We start from the raw sequence: 23217 nt of genomic DNA, 5'->3' as shown, positions 1-23217 counted from the left end.
TTCCACTATGTCATTCCTGCGAAAGCAGGAATCCATTAGCTAAAAGATATAAATAGATTTTAAACATTTTTGATGACACTCACTAGCTTGTTTGAAATCTTTAGAAGTTGTTGCTTCTTTAGTAGTATTCAAAATAGTATTAACATTATTGTGTATAATTTCGGAATTTTTCTTAAGCAAAGATTGCATGCTTTCTATAGCAATTTGGTTAGTTATAAAAAAATATTCATAGCTCTTTGCATTGTATTTGTGATAGATGTAAGATCTACACTAGGGATATTTTTCATAGAACTCATATAAAATTCTGGATTAATATAGGATTTCATTAAATCTAAAAATTGTGTATTATTTCACATTATTTATTCTCATAAAATAAATTAAATTTTTTACTTAAAAAATTTTTTGTGTTTTATAGGTTACGTATATGTAAACATAAACCCTCAATTCATGCTAACATTTATAAAATTATGAGTCAATAATTGTTAGTATTAAGAATAATATTAAAAATAGTTAAGTTTTTATAAATGTTAGATACATCAATTCAAGCATTAATAAATAAGTGGCAACAATACCTCGTTTTGCAAAGAAATTACTCTAATCATACAGTAATTTCTTATAATAATGATCTTAAGCATTTCCTTGAGTTTATGAATTATTATAATTCAGAGCTTGTAACGATAAATCATATTAAAACCGCAGATATAAGATTCATCCGAAGTTGGCTTGCAAAACGTAATTGTGATAATTTTACCACTTCTTCAATTTCACGTGGTTTATCTGCAGTAAAAAATTTTTATAGGTTTTTAGAGAAAACAACACAATTAAATAGTCATATAATTTTTTCTATAAAATCTCCTAAAAAGACTAAATTGTTACCAAAAGCTTTATCGGAAGATGATGTAGTAATATCACTTGAACATATTGAAGAATATGGGAATGTTAAGTGGGTAGAACTTAGAAATAAAGCCCTACTTGTTCTTATATATGCTTCAGGTCTACGTATATCGGAAGCATTATCAATTACGAAACTTCATCTACAAAATCTAGAATTTATAAGAATAATAGGTAAAGGTAGTAAAGAAAGAATAATTCCGTGGTTACCGATTGCTAAAAATTTAATTACCCAATATTTAGAAATATTGCCGTATAAGTTAGGTGATAATGAACCCATATTTAGAGGAAAGCAGGGTAAGAAATTGCAGCCACCGGTATTTAATCGTGAATTAATTAAATTAAAGCATTTTTATGGTTTACCACAGCATTTAACTGCTCATTCATTTAGACATAGTTTTGCTTCACATTTGCTTGAGCATGGTGCAGATTTACGCTCTATTCAAGAGTTATTAGGTCATAAAAGTCTATCTACTACACAAAACTATACTAAAACAAGTATAAAGCATTTAGAAGCTGTATATACTACCGTATATCCAATTAAAAAATAAAATATATTATTAATATTCATAATCTTCTTGCGTTAATTTTAAGTTATACATTATTTTAAACACTTTATAAACATAATATATTAAAGCTAATATTGAGATATTAATATGCTAGAAACACCTAAGTTACCTATGGGATATAAACCTTCTCAAGATGAAGAATATATGTGTCCTAATCACCTAGAGTATTTTAGACAAAAACTTTTAAGATGGAAAGAGGATTTATTAAATGAATCTCAAGAGACTTTAAATCATTTAAAGGAGGAAAATTTAAAAAAACCTGATCTTAACGATTGTGCTACTCATGAAACAGAAAGAGCTTTTGAGCTTCGTAGTAGAAATAGATATTGTAAATTAATGAGTAAAATAGAAGAAGCATTATCACGTATTAAGAATGGGGAATACGGTTACTGTGAAGAAACAGGCGAGCCAATAGGTATAAAAAGATTAGAAGCACGACCTATTGCTGCATTATGTATTGAAGCTCAAGAGCGTCATGAAAATTATGAGAGAAGTCATTTGGATAAGCCTGGGAATTAAGTAGCTAGGTAATTTATATGCGTGGATCGCAGGAATCCAAAAACATTTAATGTAACCCTGTGGCTTGACCACGGGGCCTAGAAAAACAAATTATTATATTAATAATTTTAGCATTTTTAACTAGATTCCGCGATCAAGTCGTGGAATGACAATAATTCATTTTTGCAGGCATGGAATATCTAAAACCTAAAGAAGTTAGAGTATTTACTGTTTCAAATAAAGGTAATCCCATAACATTTGAATATGAGCCGGAAATAAATGAGATAAAAGCTTCTGTATAACCGGCAATTTTACATCCGCCGGCTTTATCTATTCCCTCATCCAAAGAACAATAAAAATTAATCTCTTCATCACTTAATTTTTTGAACTTAACAATAGTCTGAACTATTTTTTGTCTAACTGTAAGCTGATCATTCTCTTTTTTGATAATACATAAACCGGTATAGACACGATGACGACGCCCGGATAACATCTTAATACAATTCTTGACTTCTTCATAAGTAGTAGCTTTCGGCAATATTCTTCTACCTATTGCCGCTACGGTATCGGCAGCTATAATTATAGCTGATTCCTCTATTTGAGATGCAATTTTTATAGCTTTTTCGTAAGCAAGTCTTATGGCTAAGGGGGCAGGTAATTCACGCAAATTAGGTGTTTCGTCTATATCTGCCGGAATAATTTGTGAAGGGATAATTTTGATTCTGTTTAGTAACTCAATCCTTGCAGGAGAGCTTGATGCTAATATAATCGGTAGGTTTTTTCTGTTCTGCTTCATACTTATAAAGACTAGTGACGATGAATCACACGCCCTTTAGTTAAATCATAAGGAGTCATTTCTACCATAACTTTATCTCCTAGTAATATTCTGATACGATTTTTACGCATCCTACCGGAAGTATGAGCAATAATTACATGACCATTCTCAAGCTTTACTCTGAAAGTAGCATTAGGTAAAAGTTCAAGCACTGTGCCTGTAAACTGAATGAGATCGTCTTTTGACATTATAATTTATGTTTTTATGGTCGGGGCGGAGAGATTCGAACTCCCGACCCTCTGGTCCCAAACCAGATGCGCTACCAGGCTGCGCTACGCCCCGATAATTAATTATGTCTGTACTATATACTCTATTATTCGTAGCAAATCAATTTGTTTATGTAAAAATTTATAGATTTTACCTAGAAAAAGTGGTTTTGTTAGGTTCTAAGCGTCATTGTATCAGTCCTGCGGCTTTATTGTATGGTCCTTATGTTCATACCCGTGGAAGCAGGAATCCAGTCTTTTTTGCTGTCATACTGTGACTTGACCCCGATCTTGTATAACAGACTGTGTCCTGAGATCCCGCAATCAATTTGCAGTATGACATTAAAGATTATTGGATTCCTGCTTTCGCAGGAATGACATAATAGGAAAATTAATAAAGTGTTGCAGTTTTCACTAAGAAGTTAAAATAGATAGGTTTTATCCTTGTATTTCTTAAGTTTTATATACGATTTGCCGAATTTCTATAAAAAGTACATAAAGTTTAATTTATTTTAAACAAAAAAGTAATCATAAGTTACTTTTTCTATATAAAAAATACTTATTATAATTGAGTCCAAATTTAGGAGATATTATGTCAAGTCAACGATAAAAAATTTAATAAAAAAGGCATGTTTGCACTAACTGTGGCATTGATGCTTACTAGTACTAGTGCCCTTGGTACTGCTAACTGAATCGTAACAGTAGGGGATGACTCAATAGTTGATGGGAGTGCTTTTGGTGGAGGAGCATATGTACCAGGTTCATTTGTAACTCTTGGCGAAGTAAATAATTTTACTGCAGATGTGCCAGCAATTCCTGCTATATTGCTATATATTTAGATACCTTTAATAATGCAACAATGACTGTGCCAAATAACATAACTCTTGGGCCGGTTATGCCTGTTAATCTTACTAAAGAAAATGTCGGGCTCGTTATAGATGTCCATAACGCTATAAACATCACTTTAACAGGTACGCCAGTTACAAATGCATAAGCACTTGCAGCGGTTCCTCCTTTTGCTCCAGGACCAGGAGCAGCACCAGGGAATACTTACTATTTTAACAGCTTTAATTTTAACGATTTAGCTAGTACTTTGATTTTTCTAGGTTACATCACTTTTTCCTCCTACTGGTGATAATAGAATCGCCTTTATCTCAGGTCCAAGTAGTATAGTAACTCCTGTTCAAGGTCAGGCAGATCTTACATTACAGATTGACACTGACTTTCAATTTAAACATCCAAGTTGGATTAAGGCAAAAACTTTTAATATTACAAATAATCAGCTACTTAATTTTTGCTACTGGTACTTCACCAGCCGCAGGTCTTTACGTTAATGAAGTTATGGATATACAACTATAGCAAATAGTATCAAGTTCGGCAGTCATAATGCTACTTATGACGTAAGTAATGAATCGCCAAATGCCGCAGAATTCGTGGCTAGCTTCAACCTAGTCCCAGCAAATGATGTAGATGGTCAATTAAGAGTACAAGTGACTTCCGGTAGCCGAGAAATTGCACTTAATGCAGGTAGTGGTAATGGAACAGGAGGGAGAATAAGGCTTAACAAATTTTTTACCGATGGGATATAGGGGAGTTCCTCTAAATCACAAGCCAGCTACAATTATAGGAACTATCTTTGCCCAAACTATTCAGATAGGGAACCAGTATCAGCCTATTAATATATGAGTAGACACGCCGTATGGTGTGGATTGAGTAACAGCAATTGGATACCGGTGCGGGAGGATTAGTACAATTTATGCAGAACTCGTTAGTACAATTTCAGCAAGATGTAATTTCTGATATAGATTTTAACGGTACGGCCGCACAAGTAACAATCACTGATGGTAAGAATGTTGGTGGGGCTACCGGTGGTAATATAAATAATAAATTAGGAGGAGATGCGAATATATTAAATTTTGTCGGTAATAGTACGGTTATCGGTAATGTAGGAGCTACAAATCCGGTTAATATATTAAATGTTCAAGGCAATAATGCTGGTACAATAAACCTTGCTGCGGGCGGTAGTTTAGCGGCAGTAACAAGTAGCGGAGGTGTTAACGGTATTGTTAATGCTTTAGGAGTAGGTACGCTTGGATCTGTAACAGGTATTGCGGCTTTGAATCTTAACGGAACAGGGGAGGTTGTGATAGTCGGAGCATCTAGTTCAACTACTCTTACCATAAATAATACAGGTGTGGTAGCTACAGCTGTGGGGGGTTTTACCAGTAATGCTGCAGTCGGAGCAGGCCAACTTACAATAAATACTACGGGTAATGTTATTGTTGGAACAGGAACATATACAGGAAATATTACCGGTAATGCAACTTTTGGCGGGGCCAGAACTATTAACATAACAGTTATTACAGGACAGACTGATTTTAAAGGGTCTGCAGGTACGTTTAACGTTAATTATACCGGTGCTTTTAGTAGCAGTTACAAGTAGTACAATAACTAACAGTAATTTAGTATTTTTAGGAGGCGGTAATGTTACCGGAGTCATAAATAATATTGGAGCAATTACTGTTAATGCAGCAGGTAATAAAACGGTTATCTTTCAAAAAAGTGTATCTGCTACTTCTTTAACACTTGGTAACAATGCTGTGGCGAATTTACAAGGCTTGCTTACAACAAGCGGTAACGTGGATTTTACCAATGGCGGTGTTTTGGAGTTTTCGGGAGCAAATCCTGCAGGTTATTTACTTAACAGCCAAATCAAAAACGGGAACACAGGAACATTAAACGTTTATACTACCGGCACTACTTTAACGGCTACTGATTCAAGTATAGGTACGGTAAACATAATTAATATCGGGCAGGGAAATGCAGCCGCAGCATTTACGATAGATATATCTAACAAGGCTTTAACGCTAGGAATTGGTATTAATTTGAATAATACTAAATCCGTATTTGGTTTAACTACTAGCAATCAGCAACAAGTTACCTTTATGAATAGTGTCGATGGTTTTGCCGGTAGAGGCGGTAGCATCAATTTAAGTAGTACTTCTAGTACTATACCTAAAAACAATATGTTAACTTTGCAGGGTAATTTGGGTAATGAAACTCTTGGTACAAAGGCAAATCCCCTTGCTGTTATAAATGTTAGTGGTAAGGTCGGCATTGTTGGTACTAATGCTACGTTAGGTACAAATGGACTTGATATGAGTAATACTGTAGTGCTTAATATTGCTGCTGGCGGGGTTTTTGCCGATGCATCACTTAACCTCGGCTCAGATTGCAAAAATTAATATTGGTAAGGTTAATGCTGGACCAGCATTTTATGTCTTTGATGCCATTAAACGGTGATTTTCCATTAGATGCATCAGGTGTTACATTCGTGAATCCCGCATCTGTTTTAAAATTAATGACTACTATAGCTAGCGGTAAGAACAGTACTATAGAGCCAGTTGTTCCAAATACTGGTGTAGTTGAGATAAATGCAAGAAATGCTAATACCAAGTTAACAATAGATGGTATGGCTAATAAGTATGCTATCGGAACAAAAGCAAATCTGGTGAGTAAAGTACAACTTACAGGGCACGGAACACTGGTAATAACTGCTCTTAATACCCCAAATATCGACGTATCCGTTGCAAAAGTTGCTATATGAAAGTTGGATCAAATGTTTTTTTCTCTACTCCTTCCGGTTCTATTAATAGCGAGTTTGGGGCTGTAAAGATTGATGGTAAATGGTAATATGAATTTCTAAATAATGCCGGTACCGCAATATTTGCTAGTGATATAGCAAATAATATAACATTAGCTATTATCGGTAATATAACAAGTACCGGAGGTACTAACGGTACTGTAGAGTTTATGGATAATGGTACTATAGGTACAGTTGACGGTAATGGAAATTCAACAAATACAATTATGAACCTTGCAATGTTAAAAGCGGGTGCTGACAACAGCACCGTTACGATTAACGCCGGCGGTAATATGTCAATTGCTGAAATCCAAGGAACCGGCACGGGTAATATAGTATTTACTCAAGCAACTAATTTAATCGGTGATATTAACATCACAGGCGGTAAAGCTGTGGATTTAATGTTTACTGGTCCAAGCAGCGTTATGTTAGTGGAGCTATAGGTAGCAGTACTTCAAAAGTGGGTGATATAACTATTAGCAGTGATGTATTAAATTGTACCGGAGGTATTAATGTAGGATATGTAATATTAATAAATGGTGGCAACATAAAATTTAGGAGAACAACGAATAGTTTAGATATTTCTGAAGGATCAAGCTTTTCTCCTTTTGCTTTAGCTATAAATCCTGAGGATAGCGTGGTAATTTTTGATGAATCTACTGCTATTACTTATTCCAGTAGTATAGGTACTAAAGGAATGGTCGATATAGTTCAAATAGACGGGGGTGATGTTACAATTCAAGGTACCGCGAAAATAGGCTCGATTTCATTTACTACTGCTCAGTCTGCAACTTTAAGCCTTAATAATACAAGTATAATAAATGCATCAATTATGACCACAGGTAATAAAATCCATACTCTTGCAATATCAAATGATTTAACAACTGGAGCTAGCGGTAGTGGTTTGGTAGGTTCAGACTCAAATCACCTTAAAACCGTTTAGTTCAACGGTGTAGACAGTAAAATCATAATCGATGGCGAAGATTTTTACTCGAGTATAACAACTAAGTAATAATCAAGGTACGGCAATATTTAACACTAGTAATGGTTTTACCGATGATTTAGGCGGTGAGAATTTAAACCTTAAACTAGTTTAATAGTAATAAAGGCGCGGTAAAAGGGGATACCTATGCTAAAGATATTACTATTGATGCCAGTAAATCAACGGTATTTACTGGTTATAACAGTAGAAGTTTAGACATTCCGTCAGCCACGGTCGGCGGGTTACAAAAAGCGGTAACAGGCACTAATGCTATTACTTTTGCACCGAAGAAAACCGCTTTTATTGCATCGGATTTAGGAGCAAATACTATAAACAATGATGTTTACCTGTGATAATACTAGCGTAAATGTCGGGGGGCAATATCTCAGGAAGTAATATAACTTTCGATCTTGGTAATAATCAAGTTACTTATACAGGCTCTGCTACTCCTACCGGTGAGCTTATTATTAATGTTTTCTATGATACTATAAATGCAGGGCAAACAGGCAACGCTAATAGCAGTAATATAGTACTCGCAAGCGAGTACCTTTGATTTATCAAATGTTTCTTCAATTAAAGTATTTTAAACTGCACAAAATCATCCGTTTGCTATTGTATTGGGCAGGGTAGTGCTTATCCTATCATCACCACGGCAGGAGGTAATATCATAGTCGGTAATGCTGCAAGCTTACCGTTTAATGTAACCGCTATAATAAAGGTGGTTTTATCAGATGGCAAATTACAGGTAATTCCTTTGTACTTTTACCGATAGAGTCAACAGGAGATATAACAATAGATAATATCATCAAAATTTTAATAAATACTTTTGTCAGTAATGTTATAGTAACCTTGTAGGGCAAAGACGAGAAGTAGTTGAACATCTCTTACCTATAATTCAAAGGCCTTCAAATGCAATATAGAATAACTACTCTGCTTATTACCCCAATGGTCATTTCATTGGTCCGAGTGTTGGAGGTTTTAACCCTCTACAGCCGCCACCAATTAGCGGTAGTGTAGTTAACAATATATATGTTCCGCCTACTATACTCCGGGCGGCTACGACGTAACACCTAGCAATCCGGCAAGATATAATACTCCGACTACTCCGGTTCAGGCCACAGGCGGATTTGGTCCTAACGGTCCTGCTAATGTTGGAGGCAATCCTTACGGTCCGAATACTTCGGTCGTAACGACTCCAACCTCAAACGTAGGCGCTAACCAGTTATCAACTGGAGGAAGCGATAGCTTTGGAGGTACTACGGGTTATAACAGTCCGTCAACAGGTAGCTCAAGCTACAATAGTTCCGTTTTTCCGGTGCGGATGTATACAGTCCATCAAACGGCTTCTAGTGGTTAGAGTGGTGCCGGTGGCCCAAGTTATAATAGTCCTGCTGCAACCGGTATTGTTCCTGCTAATAGTGGTAATTCTTCAGCACAAGGGAGCAGTTCTAATTTGGGAGGGACAACTAAAGGCGGTGCAACCAACAGCAGAAGTAGTCCATGCGGTAATAGCGGTAATCCTAAAGCAACAGGTGTTTCTCCCGCTAATAATAGTAACGGCATGGGTAAGTAGTTCCGGTAGCGATATGTCTGCTATAGGTAGTAGCCGAGATAATTTTGCAGGTACAAGTAGCGGTGGAAGCTCAGGTAGCAGAATAAGTCATGCTAAAGCGAACGACGGCTTTAATGCTGCACAAGATAATACTAGGTATCGGTAATCAAAAAGTAAGGGAGAGAATTAAGGCTCTTGAAGATGAAAATAACAATGCTACCAATCCTGCAGTAAAAGATGCCACATCACGTAAGAGAGATGCAGCTGTCGGAGGCGGTGATTGTGAACTTGATGAAATAAAGCTAATAATTCCATTTACATGGTATGGGCTAGCCTATATTACGGTAAGGCAGCACAAAAAGCCTTTAACGGACTTAGCGGTTATAAAGCTAAATCTACTGGTGGCTCAATCGGGGTTGATACCGTTATAAACGATAATATAGTTCTGGGTGCTGCTTATACTAGAGTCGATACGAAGTTACGTTACCAAAATGCTAAAGCTGGCAATGCTACTAAGGTCAGAACTAATATGGACTCTATATACGGTTTATATAACTTTATCAATAACCTATTTATAGAAGGCGTAACCTTCTTATAGCGGTCAAGTAGTTGGGGGTTATAATTATCTATGGAAAGAAACTTCATTGGCACCGATGGCAGGAATCAGGCTTACTAAGATTAAAGATTTCGGTTATCAGGAATACGGTACTTTTTTCCAAAACCTAACTATTCAGAAATGTCAATAAAATTAAGACAACCTACTATAAGGATGAATGTATAATTAGACTGCAAATTCATGCCTTTATTAATTACGACTTCAAAGGTAAAACACCGGCAATCGTTGTAGATCTTAACGGTCTTCATGAGCCTCTACCGGTACCTAAACCTACTAAAATGCTATATGATTTAGGGGCAGGTGCAGTAATTAAGAAGGGTAGAATGTGGAGTACGGAGTGCATTACAGTCTGAACTTAGCTAAAAAATACCATGCCCAGTCCGGTACGCTAAGACTTAAAGTAAACTTCTAAAAACCGAATAGCAGATTACTATATAATCAGCTGTTTGCATAAAATTAAATAATAAGTTAAATTTGTATAAGGATTATTATATTAATATTTGTAATTATTTTTCGGGAACTGCGATAGTTTTTATGGTAATTGCATGTAGTTTTTTATTTAATATTTCAGATAGGAGGGCGTTTTTTACTAATTTATGTTGATTAATTAAAGAAAGTCCATTAAATTGAACGTCTGATATTTCTAAGGCATAATGGTCTTGATCTCCTACTAAATCAGTAATTTTGATTGTACTGTTCGGAAATGATTCTTTAAGTATTTTTTCTAACTCTTCTACAGATATTGCCATTATTTTATCAATATTAATTTAAGTATTAATTAAAGTTTTTTTGCTTAAAGTAAAGCTTTATATGAATTTTTATTGTAGAATTTTAAACACTCATTGATAAAATCGACTCTTATGCATATAATCATTAATATTATTATGTCATTTATTAATTATTATGAAAAAAGAAACTGAAGAATTAAAATTATTTATCTTAGAATGTTTAAGTGAGAAAAAAGCAGAAGATATTGAGGTAATTGATTTAACAGGAAAACATAAATTAGCCGATTATATTATATTTGCTAGCGGTCGTTCGACTAAAAATGTTGGAGCAATTGCTGAATATGTAGCTTTAGAATTAAAAAATAATGCTGGTATAAATAGTAATATTGAGGGGCTTGGTAAATCAGAATGGGTACTAATAGATGCAGGTACTATTTTGATTAATATTTTTTATCCTGAAGTACGGGAGCATTTTAAGTTAGAAGAAATTTGGAAAAGATGAACGATCATATTCTTATTAATGTTATAATTTTACTCGGTACTGCGGTTTTTATCGTGGCTATACTTAAGCGTCTTAGATTAAGTCCGGTACTTGGTTACTTAATTGCCGGAGCTGCAATAGGTGATCACGGTTTAAAAATCGTAACATATGACCAAACTAAGTTACTAGGTGAACTTGGTGTAGTATTTCTATTATTTGCGATAGGACTTGAGTTATCCTTTGAGCGATTAAAAGCTATGAGACGATATGTATTTGGTCTCGGTAGTTTGCAAGTTTTAACAACCACTATAGTAATTGCCGGTGCAATGGTGCTTATAGACGGCAATAGTAGTGCGGCTATTATTACCGGTGGTGGTCTGGCCCTTTCATCTACAGCACTTGTTATGCAGGTTATTGAGGAAAGTCGTAGTCAATCAGCGCAAATAGGGAGAGTTTCTTTAGCTATTCTGTTACTGCAAGATTTGGCCGTAGTGCCATTGCTTGTGATAGTTCCGTTACTTACCGGTAACAATAAAGCCTCGCTTGCAGCGGCTCTTGGTATTGCACTCTTAAAAGCCGTAACGGCCTTACTTACAATATTTATTGTCGGCCGTGTTTTTCTTCGCCCTGTATTTTCATTCATTTCATCAGAAAGTAATAATGCAAGCGAGTTACCTATTGCGATGACTTTATTAATAGTACTTTCTGCTGCTTGGGCTACCGAAACATTTGGTTTATCTTTAGCTCTAGGAGCATTTGTTGCCGGAGTATTAGTTGCGGAAACTGAATTTAGATTGCAGGCAGAGGAAAGTATTTATCCTTTCAAAAGTTTATTTTTAGGATTGTTTTTCATGACCGTGGGTATGAATATCGATGCCCTAGAAATGTATGAAAAAATATCTCATATTCTTACTTTATCTATTGCTTTAATAGGTATAAAAACCTTAATCATAACGGCTTTTTGTATTTTATTCGGTTTTAATAAAGGAGTTGCTTTTTATTCAGGCTTATTATTATCGCAAGGCGGAGAGTTTGGTTTTATATTATTCAGTTTAGGTAAAGATAGTGGAGTATTAGAAGAAAGTACTGCCGATATATTATTACTCGTAGTTACTTTTACTATGGCACTTACTCCATTACTCGCAGCTTTAGGGCAAAAGATTGCTGAGAAAGTGGATAAAGGACTTGATAAAACTCCGACTCAAATGATTGAGCTTGGGGCAAGAGATTTAACAAACCATATTATTATTGCCGGACTCGGTAATACCGGTAAAATGGTAGCAAGAGTTTTGGAAGCGGAAGGTATAAGTTACGTAATACTTGATTTAGATGATGATAGAGTAAAAGAAGAGCTATCAAATGGTTTGCCGGTTTTTAAAGGTGATGTATCGCAAGCCGATACTCTCAAGGCATTAGGTACGGAAAGAGCATTCGCTATAATACTTACTATGAATAATCAAGTAACTATCAAGAAATCGCTTAAAACAATTAGTAGTAATTATCAGGATATACCGGTTGTCGTTAAGTTAAAAAATTTAAAAAATGCTAGAGAGTTTTATGATTTAGGTGCCACAACTATTATTCCGGAAAGTTATGAGACTGGATTACAAATAGGTGGAACAGTCCTAAAAAATATAGGTATTAGTGAGCAGGAAATTAATAGAATAAAAGTACAATTTAGGCTTGGTAATTATATAATAGCAAAAAAAGAGGATGCTTTATCTGAAGCGGAAGATAATGATTAAAATTCTTATTACTTTAATTATTGTAATATTATCAACAACAATTAATGCCGATAATAAAACATTGCCTATTCCGAGATTTGTTTCAATAAAATCTAATGAAGTAAATGCAAGGAGCGGACCAACTACTAAATCTGCCGTAGAATGGGTTTTTGTTAAAAAAGGCGAACCGGTAGAAATAACTGCAGAGTATAAGCAATGGCGACAAGTACGTGACATTAACGGCGAAGGTGGTTGGATACATTCAAGCGTTTTATCAGGTAAAAGATCAGTAGTTATTACTTCTGATAAGGAAATAGAACTTACCAAATCTGTAGACCCTAAAAGTCGAGTTATAGCAAAATTAATGCCAAAAGTTCGTTGTAGTTTAAAAAAATGTAAAGAACAATTCTGCCAAATTACATGTAAGGATTACACAGGTTGGATTTCCAAGAAAGTAATTTGGGGAGTGTATGATGATAATGATAGGTATTAAATAGACTTCTTGCATAACCTCCTTTTAAAGGTAATTTGTACGTCAATCCAGTATTCGTATCCTTACGTACTTTTGTGTACGCTGCATTGCTGTGTCCCGTGTTTCCTTCAAGTTCCTCTTTATAAGATAGGTTATGCAAGAAGCCTAGTACTGATAATAAATTGTAAAAGTAATTTACTGCCTGAAGTTAATTTGCTATATATAAAAATTTACCAAAGATATTTAGACGGTACAAATGATAGCGCATAAATTTATTGAACTCTCTTCTTAGGTTATCGAAAGGAGATACATAGATTTAAGCTATATAACTACTGAACAGTTACCTTTATTTCTTGAAGGGCAAAGAAGTTTGTTCGATCTAAAAGTTAAAGATGAAACCGGTGGATGGTATATAATTGAGGTGCAGCGTAAAATGAAGAAAGATTATTTTAATAGAATGCAGCTTTACAGTTGTTACACCTCCGTTAGTCAAATTAAGCAGGGTATGTAACATAAGGATTTATTGCCGGTAGTAATAATTTCTATCATAGGAGCAAAAGCTTTGCCTGATGAATTGCCGTATATTAGCTATCATCATATAAAAGAAAGCAATCCCCATAAACAATATTTGTTTTCATTAACTTATGTATTTATTGAACTAGGGAAGTTTAAAAAAAATGATCTTAAAGATGATACCAATGAATGGTTGCATTTATTAAAATATGCTTCGCAAGAACAAGAACCGCCAAAAGAGGTTAAAGATAAAATTGTGTTATCGGTATGTGCAAGTTTAGAGCAATATAAATGGACAGAACAGGAGCATGATGATTATTTTAGAACTGAAATGGTTATACAACAAGAAATAGACAAGTTTAAAGAAATTTAATGCCGGGATGGAGAAGGGCATAGAGAAAGAGGAAATTGAAACTGGAAATGCTAATAGGGAACAAGCCTATAGAGAAAATAGCACGATATACTAAGCTTACAATAGAAGAAATAAAAAAGCTAAAAGCAGAAAAATATAAAATATAGATATGTAAATGAAAACCACCTTACCCGAACGGAAATTAGAGCAAGGCTTAATTTTATAGTGCAGCAGATTTTAGATATTGCACAGGAAAAATCGCTATGATTGTTCTTATACAGTTCTTTTGCTAAAGGCGATTGGGTACGTGATCTGTCTCACGGCTATCATAGTGATACTGATATTTTGATAATTCTAAAAAAGGGTAAATATAAAGGATACACTGCTTTAAGATTAAAAGATAATATATATAAGATTAGAAAACACAGGAATAATAAACCCTAAGCAAATTATTCCGTATGATTCAAGAATATCGATAATTCTAGAGTCAATAGAGGAAATAAGTAGGTAGTTAGAAAAAGGATGTTATTTTTATACCGATATAAAAAAGAAGGTATTCTTTTATATAATAGCGGTGAATTTATACTTAGCGAGGCTAAAGATTTACCTTGGAGCGAGATGAAAGACATCGCTAAAGATTATTATGCATATTGGTTTGGTAGAGGTAAAGGTTTTTAAAGGGGCAACTACTTATTTAAACGATTTGGAGTATGCTTTATCGGCCTTTGCCATTTATCAAGCTATGGAAAGTCTTTACAGTACTATTTTATTAGTTTTCTCAAACTACAAACCTTTGAAAGAATAGAAAAATTAAAAGAAATCACCGCAAGAATTAATCAGTAAGGGTTGAGTGTCATTCCTAACTCAGCATTACCTGCGTGGATACTGAGTCGCCATTGCGAGCGACTGCAAGGAGCATGGTAATCTAGCAAAAATAATAAAAATCTAAATATTAGTATTTTTAACGGGATTGCTTCATCAAAACTTGCAGTTTTTTCTTGCAATGATGGAGGCTTTTAAAGATATCTATAGTTATTGAGCAATGCCCATCAAGGTTTTAGTTTAAAGATTGATATAAATATAGTATAATGTAAAACTTTTTATAGTATATTCGATGAACTGCAAAAATTGGCTGAGTCGTTCTACAAGAGCTTCGGTTCTCGCGCATTACGTTATACGCAGCTCATCTTGCCTTGTGAAACTCCTCGCTCTTTTTGAAGTTGATCTTCGTATATTAGGCGTTTAGTTTAAAGATATATATAAAAAATTATGAGTAAGAAGCTTTATATTAAGACCTACGGATGTCAGATGAATGTTTATGACTCCGTTAAGATGCAGGATTTGCTTTATCCCTTTGGCTATGAACCTACTGAAAATATTGAAGAAGCAGATGTTATTATTCTAAATACTTGTCATATCAGGGAGAAAGCAGTCGAGAAAACTTATTCTGAACTCGGTCGTATTAAGAAACTACAAGATACCAGAACAAAACAAGGTTTAAGTTCTGCAATAATAGTTGTAGCCGGTTGTGTTGCACAGGCGGAAGGGGAGGAGATTTTTACAAGAACTCCTTATGTTGATATTATTGTCGGTCCGCAATCTTATTATAACCTACCGGAATTAATCTCAAAAGTCGTTAGACACGAAAAGCACTTAATCGATCTTGATTTTGTTGAAGAAGCAAAATTTGATCAGCTACCTGAGCAATTATATCCGCAAGGAACAAGTGCCTTTATATCGGTACAGGAAGGGTGCAATAAATTTTGTACTTTCTGCGTAGTACCTTATACTAGAGGTGCTGAATTTTCAAGAAATGTAGAACAGGTTTACAGAGAAGCACTAAAAGTAGTTAGTAGCGGTGCTAAAGAAATTATGTTACTTGGACAAAATGTCAATGCATATCATGGTAAGGGTTCTGCAGATAAAATATTTAGTCTAGCCAATTTACTCAAACATCTAGCACAAATTCCCAATTTAAAGAGATTACGTTATACCACCTCACACCCGATAGATATGAATGATGATCTAATAAAACTGCACGGCACCGAACCTAAATTAATGCCGTTTCTACATCTACCGGTGCAGTCAGGTTCAAATAAAATATTAAAAGCCATGAACCGCAAACATGATCGGGAATATTATTTTGATATAATTAATCGTTTAAGAGAAGCAAGGCCCGATATAGTTTTATCCTCTGATTTTATTGTCGGGTTTCCCGGTGAAACAGATGAAGATTTTGAGGATACGTTAGATTTGATCCGCAGAGTAAAATACGGTCAGTGTTATTCGTTTAAATATAGCCTACGTCCCGGCACACCTGGTGCAACTAGAACTGACCAAATACCTGAACATGTAAAATCAGAGAGATTAACTATATTACAACAAGAACTCATGGCTCAGCAACTAGCTTTTAATGTAAGTTGTGTTGGTAGTACTATGGAAGTTCTATTTGATCGCAATGGTAAATTCGATGACCAGATAATAGGTAAAACTCCATACATGCAGTCCGTATATATCCAAAACCCTCATAAATCTTTACTTGGTAAAATCATTGATGTAAAAATTACTAAGGCTTCACTTAATAGTTTAACCGGCGAAATATTATAAGTCATGTATAAATCTCTTCTTTTTTGTTTAAAAATTTTTGCCTTCCTTATTTTAGTAGGTTGCGGGATTACTGCTTATATAATATACCACTATTCACGTGATTTGCCTGATTATTCACAGCTTGCACGTTATTATCCACCGTCGGTAACGCGTATTTATTCCCGTGACGGCAAATTAATGGAGGAGTACGCTTTTGAACGTCGTGTATTTGTACCGATTAATAGCGTACCGAGTTCGCTAGTAGAAAGTTTTATTGCAGCTGAGGATAAGAATTTCTATAACCATCCCGGCGTTGATTTGCTTGGAATAGTTAGAGCAGCATTTTTAAACATATCTAATTATTTACATCATAGGCGTATGGAAGGAGCGTCTACCATTACTCAGCAAGTGGTTAAAAATTTTCTGCTAACTAACGAAGTTTCTCTTAAACGTAAGATTAAAGAAGCGATTCTTTCTTATATGATTTCAAGAGTATTTACTAAGGATCAAATTTTAGAATTATATCTTAATCAAACATTTTTTGGTCGTGGTGCATACGGTGTTGCGGCAGCTGCACAAAATTATTTTAATAAATCCATAGAGGAACTTACTATTGCAGAATCAGCTTTTATTGCGGCATTGCCTAAAGCTCCTTCCGAACTTAATCCTGAGAGAAACTATGCTAGAGTAAAAGCTCGTCGTGATTACGTAATAGCACGTATGTTTGAAGATGGTTATATAACAAGAGACGCTGCAAAAGAAGCTATGGATAGCCCGATAGTTTTACGTAAACGAGCTAAAGAAGAAACTGTTACGGCAGATTATTATGCTGCACAGGTCAGAGAAGAAGTAATTAGGATGTTAAATAGTAAGGAAGAATTTTATACCGGAGGTCTTACTATCATTACTTCTTTAGATGCAAAGATGCAGCAATTAGCTGAAAACTCTCTAAGAAAAGGTCTAAGGGAGTTTGATAGAAGGCGTGGTTTTAGAAAGCCTATAGCTAATATTTCTCTTGATAATTGGCAAGGAGAGCTAAAAAAACTACCGACTCCTCCATCGCTTTTAGAGTATAAATTAGCTGTAGTTCTAGATGTAGCAGATAATCATGTAGAGATTGGTCTTATAGACGGCAGCAAATCTAAGATGCCTATTGCTGAAATGAAATGGGCAAGAAGTAATCTTATATCAGTTAAGACCTTGCTTAAAAAAGGTGATGTGATAGTGGTTGAGGCTATAAAAGAGGGGTATGCTCTTCGTCAGATTCCTGAAGTAAACGGTGCTATTATGGTTATGAACCCAAATACCGGACAGGTACTTGCAAGCGTCGGCGGTTATGATTTTTCCACAAGTAAATTTGATAGAGTAACTCAAGCACTTCGTCAACCCGGTTCTTTGAGTAAAACCTTTGTTTATTTAGCAGCTCTTGAAAACGGTGTTAAGCCGAATCAGATTTTTAATGATGGACCTATTGAGATTTCGCAAGGTCCAGGGATGCCTAGTTGGCATCCTAAAAATTATGAGGGTAAGTTTTTAGGTGAAATCACTATGCGTACTGGTCTTGAAAAATCTCGTAATCTTATAACCGTAAGAGTTGCAACTGCCGTAGGACTTACAAAAATCGTTGATATAATTAAGCGTTTCGGTATTAATAATGAACCAAAAAAAGTTTACTCTATGGTACTTGGTTCAATTGAAACCACACTTAGCAGAATGACTAATGCTTATGCAATTATTGCTAATGGTGGTAAAAAAGTTGAACCTCATTTTGTAGAATTAATTAAAGATCGTAATGGTAAAATTATTTATAGGCGGGATGATAGAGAATGTCTTGCTTGTAATGTTTCGGATAGTAATTTAGATACCGCAATATTAGAAATACCGAAAGAATATATCTATAGAGTTACGGATGAAGCTAGTGATTATCAAATTATTTCGTTTTTAACCGGAGCAATAGATAGAGGTACCGGTTATGCTGCGAAGAAGTTAGGGAAAATTATCGGCGGAAAAACCGGTACTAGTAACGATAGTAAAGATACATGGTTTGTAGGTTTTACACCCAAAATAGTAGTTGGCAGTTATGTAGGCTATGATATACCGAAAGAGCTTGGAAAAAGAGCAACAGGTTCAAACGTAGTATTACCGATTTTTATTGATTTTATGAGTAATGCTTATAAGGATGAGCCATCGCTGTCTTTCAAAGTTCCAGATTCAATTAAGCTAATCGCTGTAGATAAAGCAACTGGTAAAATTACACCAAGCGGTACTATTATAGAAGCATTTAAAGTAAATAATGTTCAGATGCTTGAGAATGAAGATATGATTGATAATCAAGATAATAATGATGTTTTTGATTATGTACCGAGTAAGGAAGATCAATCACAGGAAATTTACTAAACTGTATAATTAGTTTAAGCCGATGTCATTCCCTGGTCTCTATATCATGCAACAAAACCCCTTATTTTTATTTTAACCTATAAAATATTTTATATCTCACTGCCCTAATATCACTTACTATACCTTTTATAACTCGAGTGGATTGTTTTTTAGTTAATGAAAATTATAAACCAAGAAGGTAATTGTGCGTCTCGTTATGCTCCATGCTCAACATTTAAAATTGCTATAAGTTTAATGGGTTATGCTGATGGGTTTTTAATTGATGAAACTCATCCAAAATTACCTTTTAAAGAAAGATATGCTGACTATCTTGAAGTTTGGAAACAATCCCAAACACCTAAAGATTGGATGAAGAATAGCTGTGTTTGGTATTCTTAGATTATTACGAAAGAATTAGGTATTGAAAAATTTCGTGATTATGTAACAAAATTTGATTATGGTAATCGTGATATTTCAGGAGATAAAGGAAAGAATAACGGTTTAACTAATGCATGGCTTTCTAGTTCTTTAGAAATTTCACCGTAAGAACAATTAACTTTTCTTCAGAAACTAGCAGAGAATAAATTGCTTGTAAGTGTTAAAGCCCAAGAAATGACTAAAAATATTTTGTTTATTGAAGATTTTGTAGATTGTTGGAAGCGTTACGGAAAACAGGCAGCGGTAATAAATTTAGCCAAGATAGAACTGTAAAATTAAAGGATCGTAAAATCGGATGGTTTATAGGTTGGCTACAAAAAAATGACAGAACAGTTTTTTTTGTACATTTCATTAAAGAATTGGAATAAATCTCAATTTTTATTTCCAAGGAACAACCAACAGTAAATTTATTGGTTGTTGATTAAAAAGCAATACTCTAGGTTGTCTATACTTATAAGTACCTTCTTCTTCATAGGAGACTCCGGTCATATTTACCACAGCATGATTGTTATCAAGTAGAGTGTTATTTTTAGTAGTAACATCTTTATTAATTTCAGCAGCAAGTTTTTCAGCTTCAATTTCATCAATATATTGTTTTAATTTAGCTTTTGTCGTGTTTTTATTTCTAACATACCAAGTTTACCCCTACACCTATTATAACAGCTATGGAGGCAACTACAGCTGTGCCAATGCTTATATATTGAGCAACCAAGGAATTATCGTTATCACTCTCATCAAACATATTGTCTTGAGAGTTGTAAGTTGTATTGAAAGCAGTATTAGTAAGGTTTGCTACGGTGTTATCAATTAAATTTATTCCCGTTTCAGTCCAACTTTCAGTGTTATCGGGAAAGATTAATTCAGAAATTTTGGCAGTAATATTGTGTTATTAATCGGATTTATTTCAGATAAGTCTTTTGTTATGAGTTCTAATAAGTTTTCTATTGTGCTAGTACCTTGAGTAGTGCTAGATATCGGGTTAGATATTAAATCCTTTATTTCTGAAGAAATTCCATTCAAATTATTTCCTTTAAGTACCTCAAGTATTTCGCATCCTTTACTATAACCTATAGTAGTAATAGGGTTATTAGTTGCTGCAGTATTAAGAGTATATACTCAATAGTAGGGTTTTAAATTTTAGTATAATTTTGTGGATCAAAATAATAACGAAAATTTTCTTGACATATTTTCATCAATGCTTCCTCATACATAAAAGTATTATCACCTTGTTTTTTCAATATATAATCTCGTATATCGTCCCCATCATCATTAACTGCAGTAATAATAACCTCCTCTATAGTTAACACTTTCTTTATTTTAAAAAACCCTCTAAATATTAGGTTCATGATATCACTATTTAATAATTTAATTCCTTTGCTACACTCCATCGCTGTCATATTGTTTTTAGGACAATTTAATACAATTAAATTTTTTGTAGTAGGATCTATATAATAATTTTCTCCGTTATATCCATCCTATTTGAAGCATATTATATTCTCGATCTCCAATTGTTGCTCTTGCTGTAGTAATTCTTGCCACAGTAGTTAAAAATGAATTGATGTATCATTTTGCTATCCTTTGGATTTTGAAAATTGAAGGGCATAATCAGCAGTACTTATTTGATAGTCAAGAAATTATTAACAAAAATTAATAATTAATATATAATCATTCATTGCAATTAGGTGAAATTATATAAATTTCAATATCGCTTGAAGTATCTAAAGAAATGTTATAAACTCAAAAAGTGCATAGAAATTTAAGGGTATTATGCAAGTAATAAAAGCTTTAGAACAAATTTTAGCAAATAGCTATGCTTTATTTTAAAACGCAAGATTATCATTGGAATGTAGAAGGAGTAGAGTTTAGAAGTCTACATTTATTATTTTTTGAGGGGCAGTATGAAGCTTTGAAAGCTTAGATGAGCTTGCTGAAAGAATAAGAAGTTTAAATGCTAAAGTCCCAGCATTATCAGGTTTAATAAAACTTGCATCTATAGATGAGGCAAATCTAAACGCAACAGCAAATGAAATGCTTAAAAGTCTAACAAAGGATCAAGATATTATTAGAGATACATTATATAAGGGACTCAAAGTAGCACACGCAGAGGGCGATGAGGGTACAGCCGATATGATTATTAGATGAATTAAGGTGCATGAAAAGAATAGATGGATGCTGAAGAGTAGTATACTCTAGTGTCATTTCCATTTCCGTCATTGCAAGCGACTGAAAGGAGCTTGGCAATCTCAGGAGATAGTGTATGATTCCTGAGGTCGCTGCATCGGTGCTGTGCATCTCCTCGCAATGACGTTAATGCTCATAACAAACAAACTAACAAAGTAAAAATAAAATGGAACAATATGATGTAGTCGTTATAGGCGGTGGTCCAGGTGGATATGTTGCAGCAATTAGAGCAGCACAATTAAAGAAAAAAGTTGTATTAATAGAAAAAGAGCATTTGGGTGGGGTATGTCTTAATTGGGGGTGTATACCAACTAAATCCTTGCTTAAATCTGCTGAGGTTTTTGAATATATAAAACATGCTAAAGATTATGGAATTGATGCTAAAGGTGCTGAAATCAACATTAAGAATATAGTCGAACGCTCAAGAGATATTTCAAATAAGCTTGCAGGTGGTGTTAAGTTGCTACTGAAAAAAAACAAAGTGACCGTGATAGACGGAGTAGCAAGTCTTGCAGGAAATAAGGTAATAAATATAAATGATAAACCTACAGTAAAAGCAGGAAATATTATTATAGCTACTGGCGCAAGATCTAGAGTTTTAAAAGGCTTTGAGCCTGACGGTAAACAAATTTGGACTTCTAAAGAAGCTATGATACCGCAGCATGTGCCGAAATCTATGATTATTGTCGGCTCAGGTGCCATCGGTATAGAATTCGCTTCGTTTTATAATAGTATTGGTGTGGATGTTACCATAATTGAGGCACATAATAGAATATTGCCTGCTGAAGATACGGAAATTACCGGAATCGCTCATAAGAATTTTGAGAAGAAAGGTATAAAAATTATTACAAATGCTAAGTTAATTAAGCAAACAAAATCAAAAGATAAGATAGAAGTTGAGTTAGAGTTAGCAGATAAAATACAAAAATTACAAGCTGAAATTTTACTTATGGCAGTAGGTATTATAGCTAATACGGAGAATTTAGGTCTTGAGAAAACAAAAATTAAAGTAGAAAACGGCTATATAACTACTAACGGGTTAATGCAAACTGCGGCATCAGGAATTTATGCTATAGGCGATGTAGTAGGAGGGCCTTGTTTAGCTCATAAAGCAAGTCATGAAGGTATTATTGCAGCGGAAAGCATAGCGGGTTTAAAACCGCATGCTATTAATAAACATAATATTCCTAGTTGCACTTATTCTTCGCCGCAAATAGCAAGAGTCGGTTTGACTGAAGAAGCAGCAAAAACCTTAGGTTATGAGCTTAAAATAGGCAGATTTCCTTTTATAGCTAACGGTAAGGCTTTAGTCAGCGGTGATAGCGATGGCTTAATTAAAACTATATTTGATGCTAAGACGGGCGAGTTGCTTGGAGCTCATATGATAGGCTCGGAAGTTACGGAATTAATACAAGGATATGTAGTTTCAAAAACTTTAGAAGGAACGGAGTTGGATTTAATTAACACTATCTTCCCGCATCCGACTTTGTCGGAAATGATGCATGAATCAGTATTCTCTGCTTATGATAGGGCAATACATATATAATACCCGATGAACTTCAAAAATTGGCTAC

The 23217-nt window shown here is 34.4% G+C and carries 25 protein-coding genes, 1 tRNA gene and 5 pseudogenes; 23 read left to right on the top strand and 8 right to left on the bottom strand.

Features of this window, described 5'->3' with window-relative positions; all coding sequences use genetic code 11:
* Positions 1 to 48: 48 nt before the first annotated feature.
* Positions 49 to 326: pseudogene (locus QUD19_RS01675) on the bottom strand (phasin family protein); the annotation flags it as partial.
* A gap of 198 nt (positions 327 to 524) precedes the next feature.
* On the opposite strand from QUD19_RS01675, the gene QUD19_RS01670 reads away from it, so the two are divergent.
* On the top strand, positions 525 to 1442 hold the full coding sequence (locus QUD19_RS01670) for a tyrosine recombinase XerC (RefSeq protein ID WP_498808351.1): 918 nt from the start codon (positions 525 to 527) through the stop codon (positions 1440 to 1442).
* Between the two features lie 105 nt (positions 1443 to 1547).
* A complete protein-coding gene (gene dksA, locus QUD19_RS01665) occupies positions 1548 to 1979 on the top strand; it encodes an RNA polymerase-binding protein DksA (protein WP_498808350.1) in 432 nt (143 codons plus the stop codon).
* Between the two features lie 133 nt (positions 1980 to 2112).
* Here the strand turns inward: dksA and QUD19_RS01660 are convergent, their stop codons facing one another.
* The 3 genes from QUD19_RS01660 to QUD19_RS01650 form a co-directional block, all read right to left on the bottom strand.
* On the bottom strand, positions 2113 to 2754 hold the full coding sequence (locus QUD19_RS01660) for a Maf family protein (RefSeq protein WP_498808349.1): 642 nt from the start codon (positions 2752 to 2754) through the stop codon (positions 2113 to 2115).
* A gap of 11 nt (positions 2755 to 2765) precedes the next feature.
* On the bottom strand, positions 2766 to 2981 hold the full coding sequence (infA, locus tag QUD19_RS01655; RefSeq protein ID WP_064464467.1) for a translation initiation factor IF-1: 216 nt from the start codon (positions 2979 to 2981) through the stop codon (positions 2766 to 2768).
* Between the two features lie 17 nt (positions 2982 to 2998).
* Positions 2999 to 3075 (bottom strand) — tRNA-Pro (locus tag QUD19_RS01650).
* A 789-nt stretch (positions 3076 to 3864) separates the two neighbouring features.
* Between QUD19_RS01650 and QUD19_RS01645 the strand changes: the two genes are divergently transcribed.
* From QUD19_RS01645 to QUD19_RS01615, 7 genes are all read left to right on the top strand, one after another.
* Positions 3865 to 3993: a hypothetical protein gene (locus QUD19_RS01645; RefSeq protein ID WP_498808348.1), complete on the top strand. Its 129-nt coding sequence runs from the start codon at positions 3865 to 3867 to the stop codon at positions 3991 to 3993.
* A gap of 439 nt (positions 3994 to 4432) precedes the next feature.
* Complete coding sequence (locus QUD19_RS01640; RefSeq protein WP_498808347.1) at positions 4433 to 4588, top strand: dihydrolipoamide dehydrogenase; 156 nt, start codon at positions 4433 to 4435, stop codon at positions 4586 to 4588.
* Between the two features lie 134 nt (positions 4589 to 4722).
* Positions 4723 to 5442: a hypothetical protein gene (locus tag QUD19_RS01635; protein ID WP_498808346.1), complete on the top strand. Its 720-nt coding sequence runs from the start codon at positions 4723 to 4725 to the stop codon at positions 5440 to 5442.
* Positions 5417 to 6244 carry a hypothetical protein gene (locus tag QUD19_RS01630; protein WP_498808345.1) on the top strand — a complete coding sequence of 276 codons (828 nt, stop codon included), beginning with the start codon at positions 5417 to 5419 and terminating at the stop codon, positions 6242 to 6244. The genes QUD19_RS01635 and QUD19_RS01630 overlap by 26 nt, the downstream gene beginning before the upstream one ends.
* 14 nt (positions 6245 to 6258) lie before the next feature.
* Positions 6259 to 6606, top strand: a complete 348-nt coding sequence (locus QUD19_RS01625; RefSeq protein ID WP_498808344.1) for a hypothetical protein — start codon at positions 6259 to 6261, stop codon at positions 6604 to 6606.
* A 206-nt stretch (positions 6607 to 6812) separates the two neighbouring features.
* The gene (locus QUD19_RS01620) at positions 6813 to 7085 is read left to right on the top strand and encodes a hypothetical protein (protein WP_498808343.1); all 273 of its coding nucleotides are present in this window, start codon (positions 6813 to 6815) and stop codon (positions 7083 to 7085) included.
* 17 nt (positions 7086 to 7102) lie between these two features.
* Complete coding sequence (locus QUD19_RS01615) at positions 7103 to 7585, top strand: hypothetical protein (RefSeq protein WP_498808342.1); 483 nt, start codon at positions 7103 to 7105, stop codon at positions 7583 to 7585.
* Positions 7586 to 7820: 235 nt separating this feature from the next.
* Here QUD19_RS01615 and QUD19_RS01610 read toward each other — a convergent pair whose 3' ends face one another.
* Positions 7821 to 7961, bottom strand: a complete 141-nt coding sequence (locus QUD19_RS01610; protein WP_498808341.1) for a hypothetical protein — start codon at positions 7959 to 7961, stop codon at positions 7821 to 7823.
* A gap of 30 nt (positions 7962 to 7991) precedes the next feature.
* On the opposite strand from QUD19_RS01610, the gene QUD19_RS01605 reads away from it, so the two are divergent.
* From QUD19_RS01605 to QUD19_RS01595, 3 genes are all read left to right on the top strand, one after another.
* On the top strand, positions 7992 to 8177 hold the full coding sequence (locus QUD19_RS01605) for a hypothetical protein (protein ID WP_498808340.1): 186 nt from the start codon (positions 7992 to 7994) through the stop codon (positions 8175 to 8177).
* 1033 nt (positions 8178 to 9210) lie between these two features.
* Positions 9211 to 9342, top strand: a complete 132-nt coding sequence (locus QUD19_RS01600; protein ID WP_498808339.1) for a hypothetical protein — start codon at positions 9211 to 9213, stop codon at positions 9340 to 9342.
* 153 nt (positions 9343 to 9495) lie between these two features.
* Positions 9496 to 9774 (top strand): autotransporter domain-containing protein, encoded by a 279-nt coding sequence (locus QUD19_RS01595; RefSeq protein ID WP_498808338.1) that lies wholly within the window; start codon positions 9496 to 9498, stop codon positions 9772 to 9774.
* A gap of 524 nt (positions 9775 to 10298) precedes the next feature.
* Here QUD19_RS01595 and QUD19_RS01590 read toward each other — a convergent pair.
* Positions 10299 to 10541: a BolA/IbaG family iron-sulfur metabolism protein gene (locus tag QUD19_RS01590; RefSeq protein ID WP_498808337.1), complete on the bottom strand. Its 243-nt coding sequence runs from the start codon at positions 10539 to 10541 to the stop codon at positions 10299 to 10301.
* Positions 10542 to 10695: 154 nt separating this feature from the next.
* Between QUD19_RS01590 and rsfS the strand changes: the two genes are divergently transcribed.
* The 9 genes and pseudogenes from rsfS to QUD19_RS01545 form a co-directional block, all read left to right on the top strand.
* Positions 10696 to 11022 (top strand): ribosome silencing factor, encoded by a 327-nt coding sequence (gene rsfS, locus QUD19_RS01585; protein WP_004997291.1) that lies wholly within the window; start codon positions 10696 to 10698, stop codon positions 11020 to 11022.
* Complete coding sequence (locus QUD19_RS01580) at positions 11019 to 12746, top strand: cation:proton antiporter domain-containing protein (RefSeq protein ID WP_498808336.1); 1728 nt, start codon at positions 11019 to 11021, stop codon at positions 12744 to 12746. The genes rsfS and QUD19_RS01580 overlap by 4 nt, the downstream gene beginning before the upstream one ends.
* Positions 12739 to 13218, top strand: a complete 480-nt coding sequence (locus QUD19_RS01575; RefSeq protein ID WP_392505684.1) for an SH3 domain-containing protein — start codon at positions 12739 to 12741, stop codon at positions 13216 to 13218. Before QUD19_RS01580 ends, QUD19_RS01575 begins: the two co-directional genes overlap by 8 nt.
* Before the next feature lie 349 nt (positions 13219 to 13567).
* A pseudogene (locus tag QUD19_RS01570) lies at positions 13568 to 14083 on the top strand (PD-(D/E)XK nuclease family transposase).
* A gap of 501 nt (positions 14084 to 14584) precedes the next feature.
* Positions 14585 to 14740, top strand: coding sequence for a hypothetical protein (locus QUD19_RS01565; RefSeq protein WP_498808335.1), 156 nt, complete (start codon positions 14585 to 14587; stop codon positions 14738 to 14740).
* A 591-nt stretch (positions 14741 to 15331) separates the two neighbouring features.
* Entirely contained in the window at positions 15332 to 16669 is a 1338-nt protein-coding gene (gene miaB, locus QUD19_RS01560) for a tRNA (N6-isopentenyl adenosine(37)-C2)-methylthiotransferase MiaB (protein WP_498808334.1), read from the top strand.
* Positions 16670 to 16672: 3 nt separating this feature from the next.
* A complete protein-coding gene (locus QUD19_RS01555; protein WP_498808333.1) occupies positions 16673 to 19045 on the top strand; it encodes a penicillin-binding protein 1A in 2373 nt (790 codons plus the stop codon).
* A gap of 156 nt (positions 19046 to 19201) precedes the next feature.
* Positions 19202 to 19570: pseudogene (locus tag QUD19_RS01550) on the top strand (penicillin-binding transpeptidase domain-containing protein).
* A gap of 66 nt (positions 19571 to 19636) precedes the next feature.
* Positions 19637 to 19821, top strand: a pseudogene (locus QUD19_RS01545) (penicillin-binding transpeptidase domain-containing protein); the annotation flags it as partial.
* 496 nt (positions 19822 to 20317) lie between these two features.
* Here the strand turns inward: QUD19_RS01545 and QUD19_RS01540 are convergent.
* Complete coding sequence (locus QUD19_RS01540) at positions 20318 to 20482, bottom strand: hypothetical protein (protein WP_498808332.1); 165 nt, start codon at positions 20480 to 20482, stop codon at positions 20318 to 20320.
* A gap of 110 nt (positions 20483 to 20592) precedes the next feature.
* The gene (locus tag QUD19_RS01535; RefSeq protein WP_498808331.1) at positions 20593 to 20808 is read right to left on the bottom strand and encodes a hypothetical protein; all 216 of its coding nucleotides are present in this window, start codon (positions 20806 to 20808) and stop codon (positions 20593 to 20595) included.
* A gap of 421 nt (positions 20809 to 21229) precedes the next feature.
* On the opposite strand from QUD19_RS01535, the pseudogene QUD19_RS01530 reads away from it, so the two are divergent.
* A pseudogene (locus tag QUD19_RS01530) lies at positions 21230 to 21604 on the top strand (Dps family protein).
* Between the two features lie 205 nt (positions 21605 to 21809).
* A complete protein-coding gene (lpdA, locus tag QUD19_RS01525; RefSeq protein WP_498808330.1) occupies positions 21810 to 23189 on the top strand; it encodes a dihydrolipoyl dehydrogenase in 1380 nt (459 codons plus the stop codon).
* The last annotated feature ends 28 nt before the right edge of the window (positions 23190 to 23217 follow it).

The sequence above is a fragment of the Candidatus Rickettsia kotlanii genome (assembly GCA_030295365.1).
GTDB classification, from domain to species: domain Bacteria; phylum Pseudomonadota; class Alphaproteobacteria; order Rickettsiales; family Rickettsiaceae; genus Rickettsia; species Rickettsia kotlanii.
This window is presented reverse-complemented; position numbering and strand designations above follow the sequence as displayed.

Bases quoted from the DNA above. Each gene is read 5' to 3' on its own strand.
- QUD19_RS01670 (WP_498808351.1), top strand. From the start codon at position 525: ATGTTAGATACATCAATTCAAGCATTAATAAATAAGTGGCAACAATAC.
- dksA (WP_498808350.1), top strand. From the start codon at position 1,548: ATGCTAGAAACACCTAAGTTACCTATGGGATATAAACCTTCTCAAGAT.
- QUD19_RS01660 (WP_498808349.1), bottom strand. From the start codon at position 2,754: ATGAAGCAGAACAGAAAAAACCTACCGATTATATTAGCATCAAGCTCT.
- infA (WP_064464467.1), bottom strand. From the start codon at position 2,981: ATGTCAAAAGACGATCTCATTCAGTTTACAGGCACAGTGCTTGAACTT.
- QUD19_RS01625 (WP_498808344.1), top strand. From the start codon at position 6,259: ATGCTGGACCAGCATTTTATGTCTTTGATGCCATTAAACGGTGATTTT.
- QUD19_RS01620 (WP_498808343.1), top strand. From the start codon at position 6,813: ATGGATAATGGTACTATAGGTACAGTTGACGGTAATGGAAATTCAACA.
- QUD19_RS01605 (WP_498808340.1), top strand. From the start codon at position 7,992: ATGTCGGGGGGCAATATCTCAGGAAGTAATATAACTTTCGATCTTGGT.
- QUD19_RS01600 (WP_498808339.1), top strand. From the start codon at position 9,211: ATGTCTGCTATAGGTAGTAGCCGAGATAATTTTGCAGGTACAAGTAGC.
- QUD19_RS01595 (WP_498808338.1), top strand. From the start codon at position 9,496: ATGGTATGGGCTAGCCTATATTACGGTAAGGCAGCACAAAAAGCCTTT.
- QUD19_RS01590 (WP_498808337.1), bottom strand. From the start codon at position 10,541: ATGGCAATATCTGTAGAAGAGTTAGAAAAAATACTTAAAGAATCATTT.
- rsfS (WP_004997291.1), top strand. From the start codon at position 10,696: ATGAAAAAAGAAACTGAAGAATTAAAATTATTTATCTTAGAATGTTTA.
- QUD19_RS01580 (WP_498808336.1), top strand. From the start codon at position 11,019: ATGAACGATCATATTCTTATTAATGTTATAATTTTACTCGGTACTGCG.
- QUD19_RS01575 (WP_392505684.1), top strand. From the start codon at position 12,739: ATGATTAAAATTCTTATTACTTTAATTATTGTAATATTATCAACAACA.
- QUD19_RS01565 (WP_498808335.1), top strand. From the start codon at position 14,585: ATGTTATTTTTATACCGATATAAAAAAGAAGGTATTCTTTTATATAAT.
- miaB (WP_498808334.1), top strand. From the start codon at position 15,332: ATGAGTAAGAAGCTTTATATTAAGACCTACGGATGTCAGATGAATGTT.
- QUD19_RS01555 (WP_498808333.1), top strand. From the start codon at position 16,673: ATGTATAAATCTCTTCTTTTTTGTTTAAAAATTTTTGCCTTCCTTATT.
- QUD19_RS01535 (WP_498808331.1), bottom strand. From the start codon at position 20,808: ATGAACCTAATATTTAGAGGGTTTTTTAAAATAAAGAAAGTGTTAACT.
- lpdA (WP_498808330.1), top strand. From the start codon at position 21,810: ATGGAACAATATGATGTAGTCGTTATAGGCGGTGGTCCAGGTGGATAT.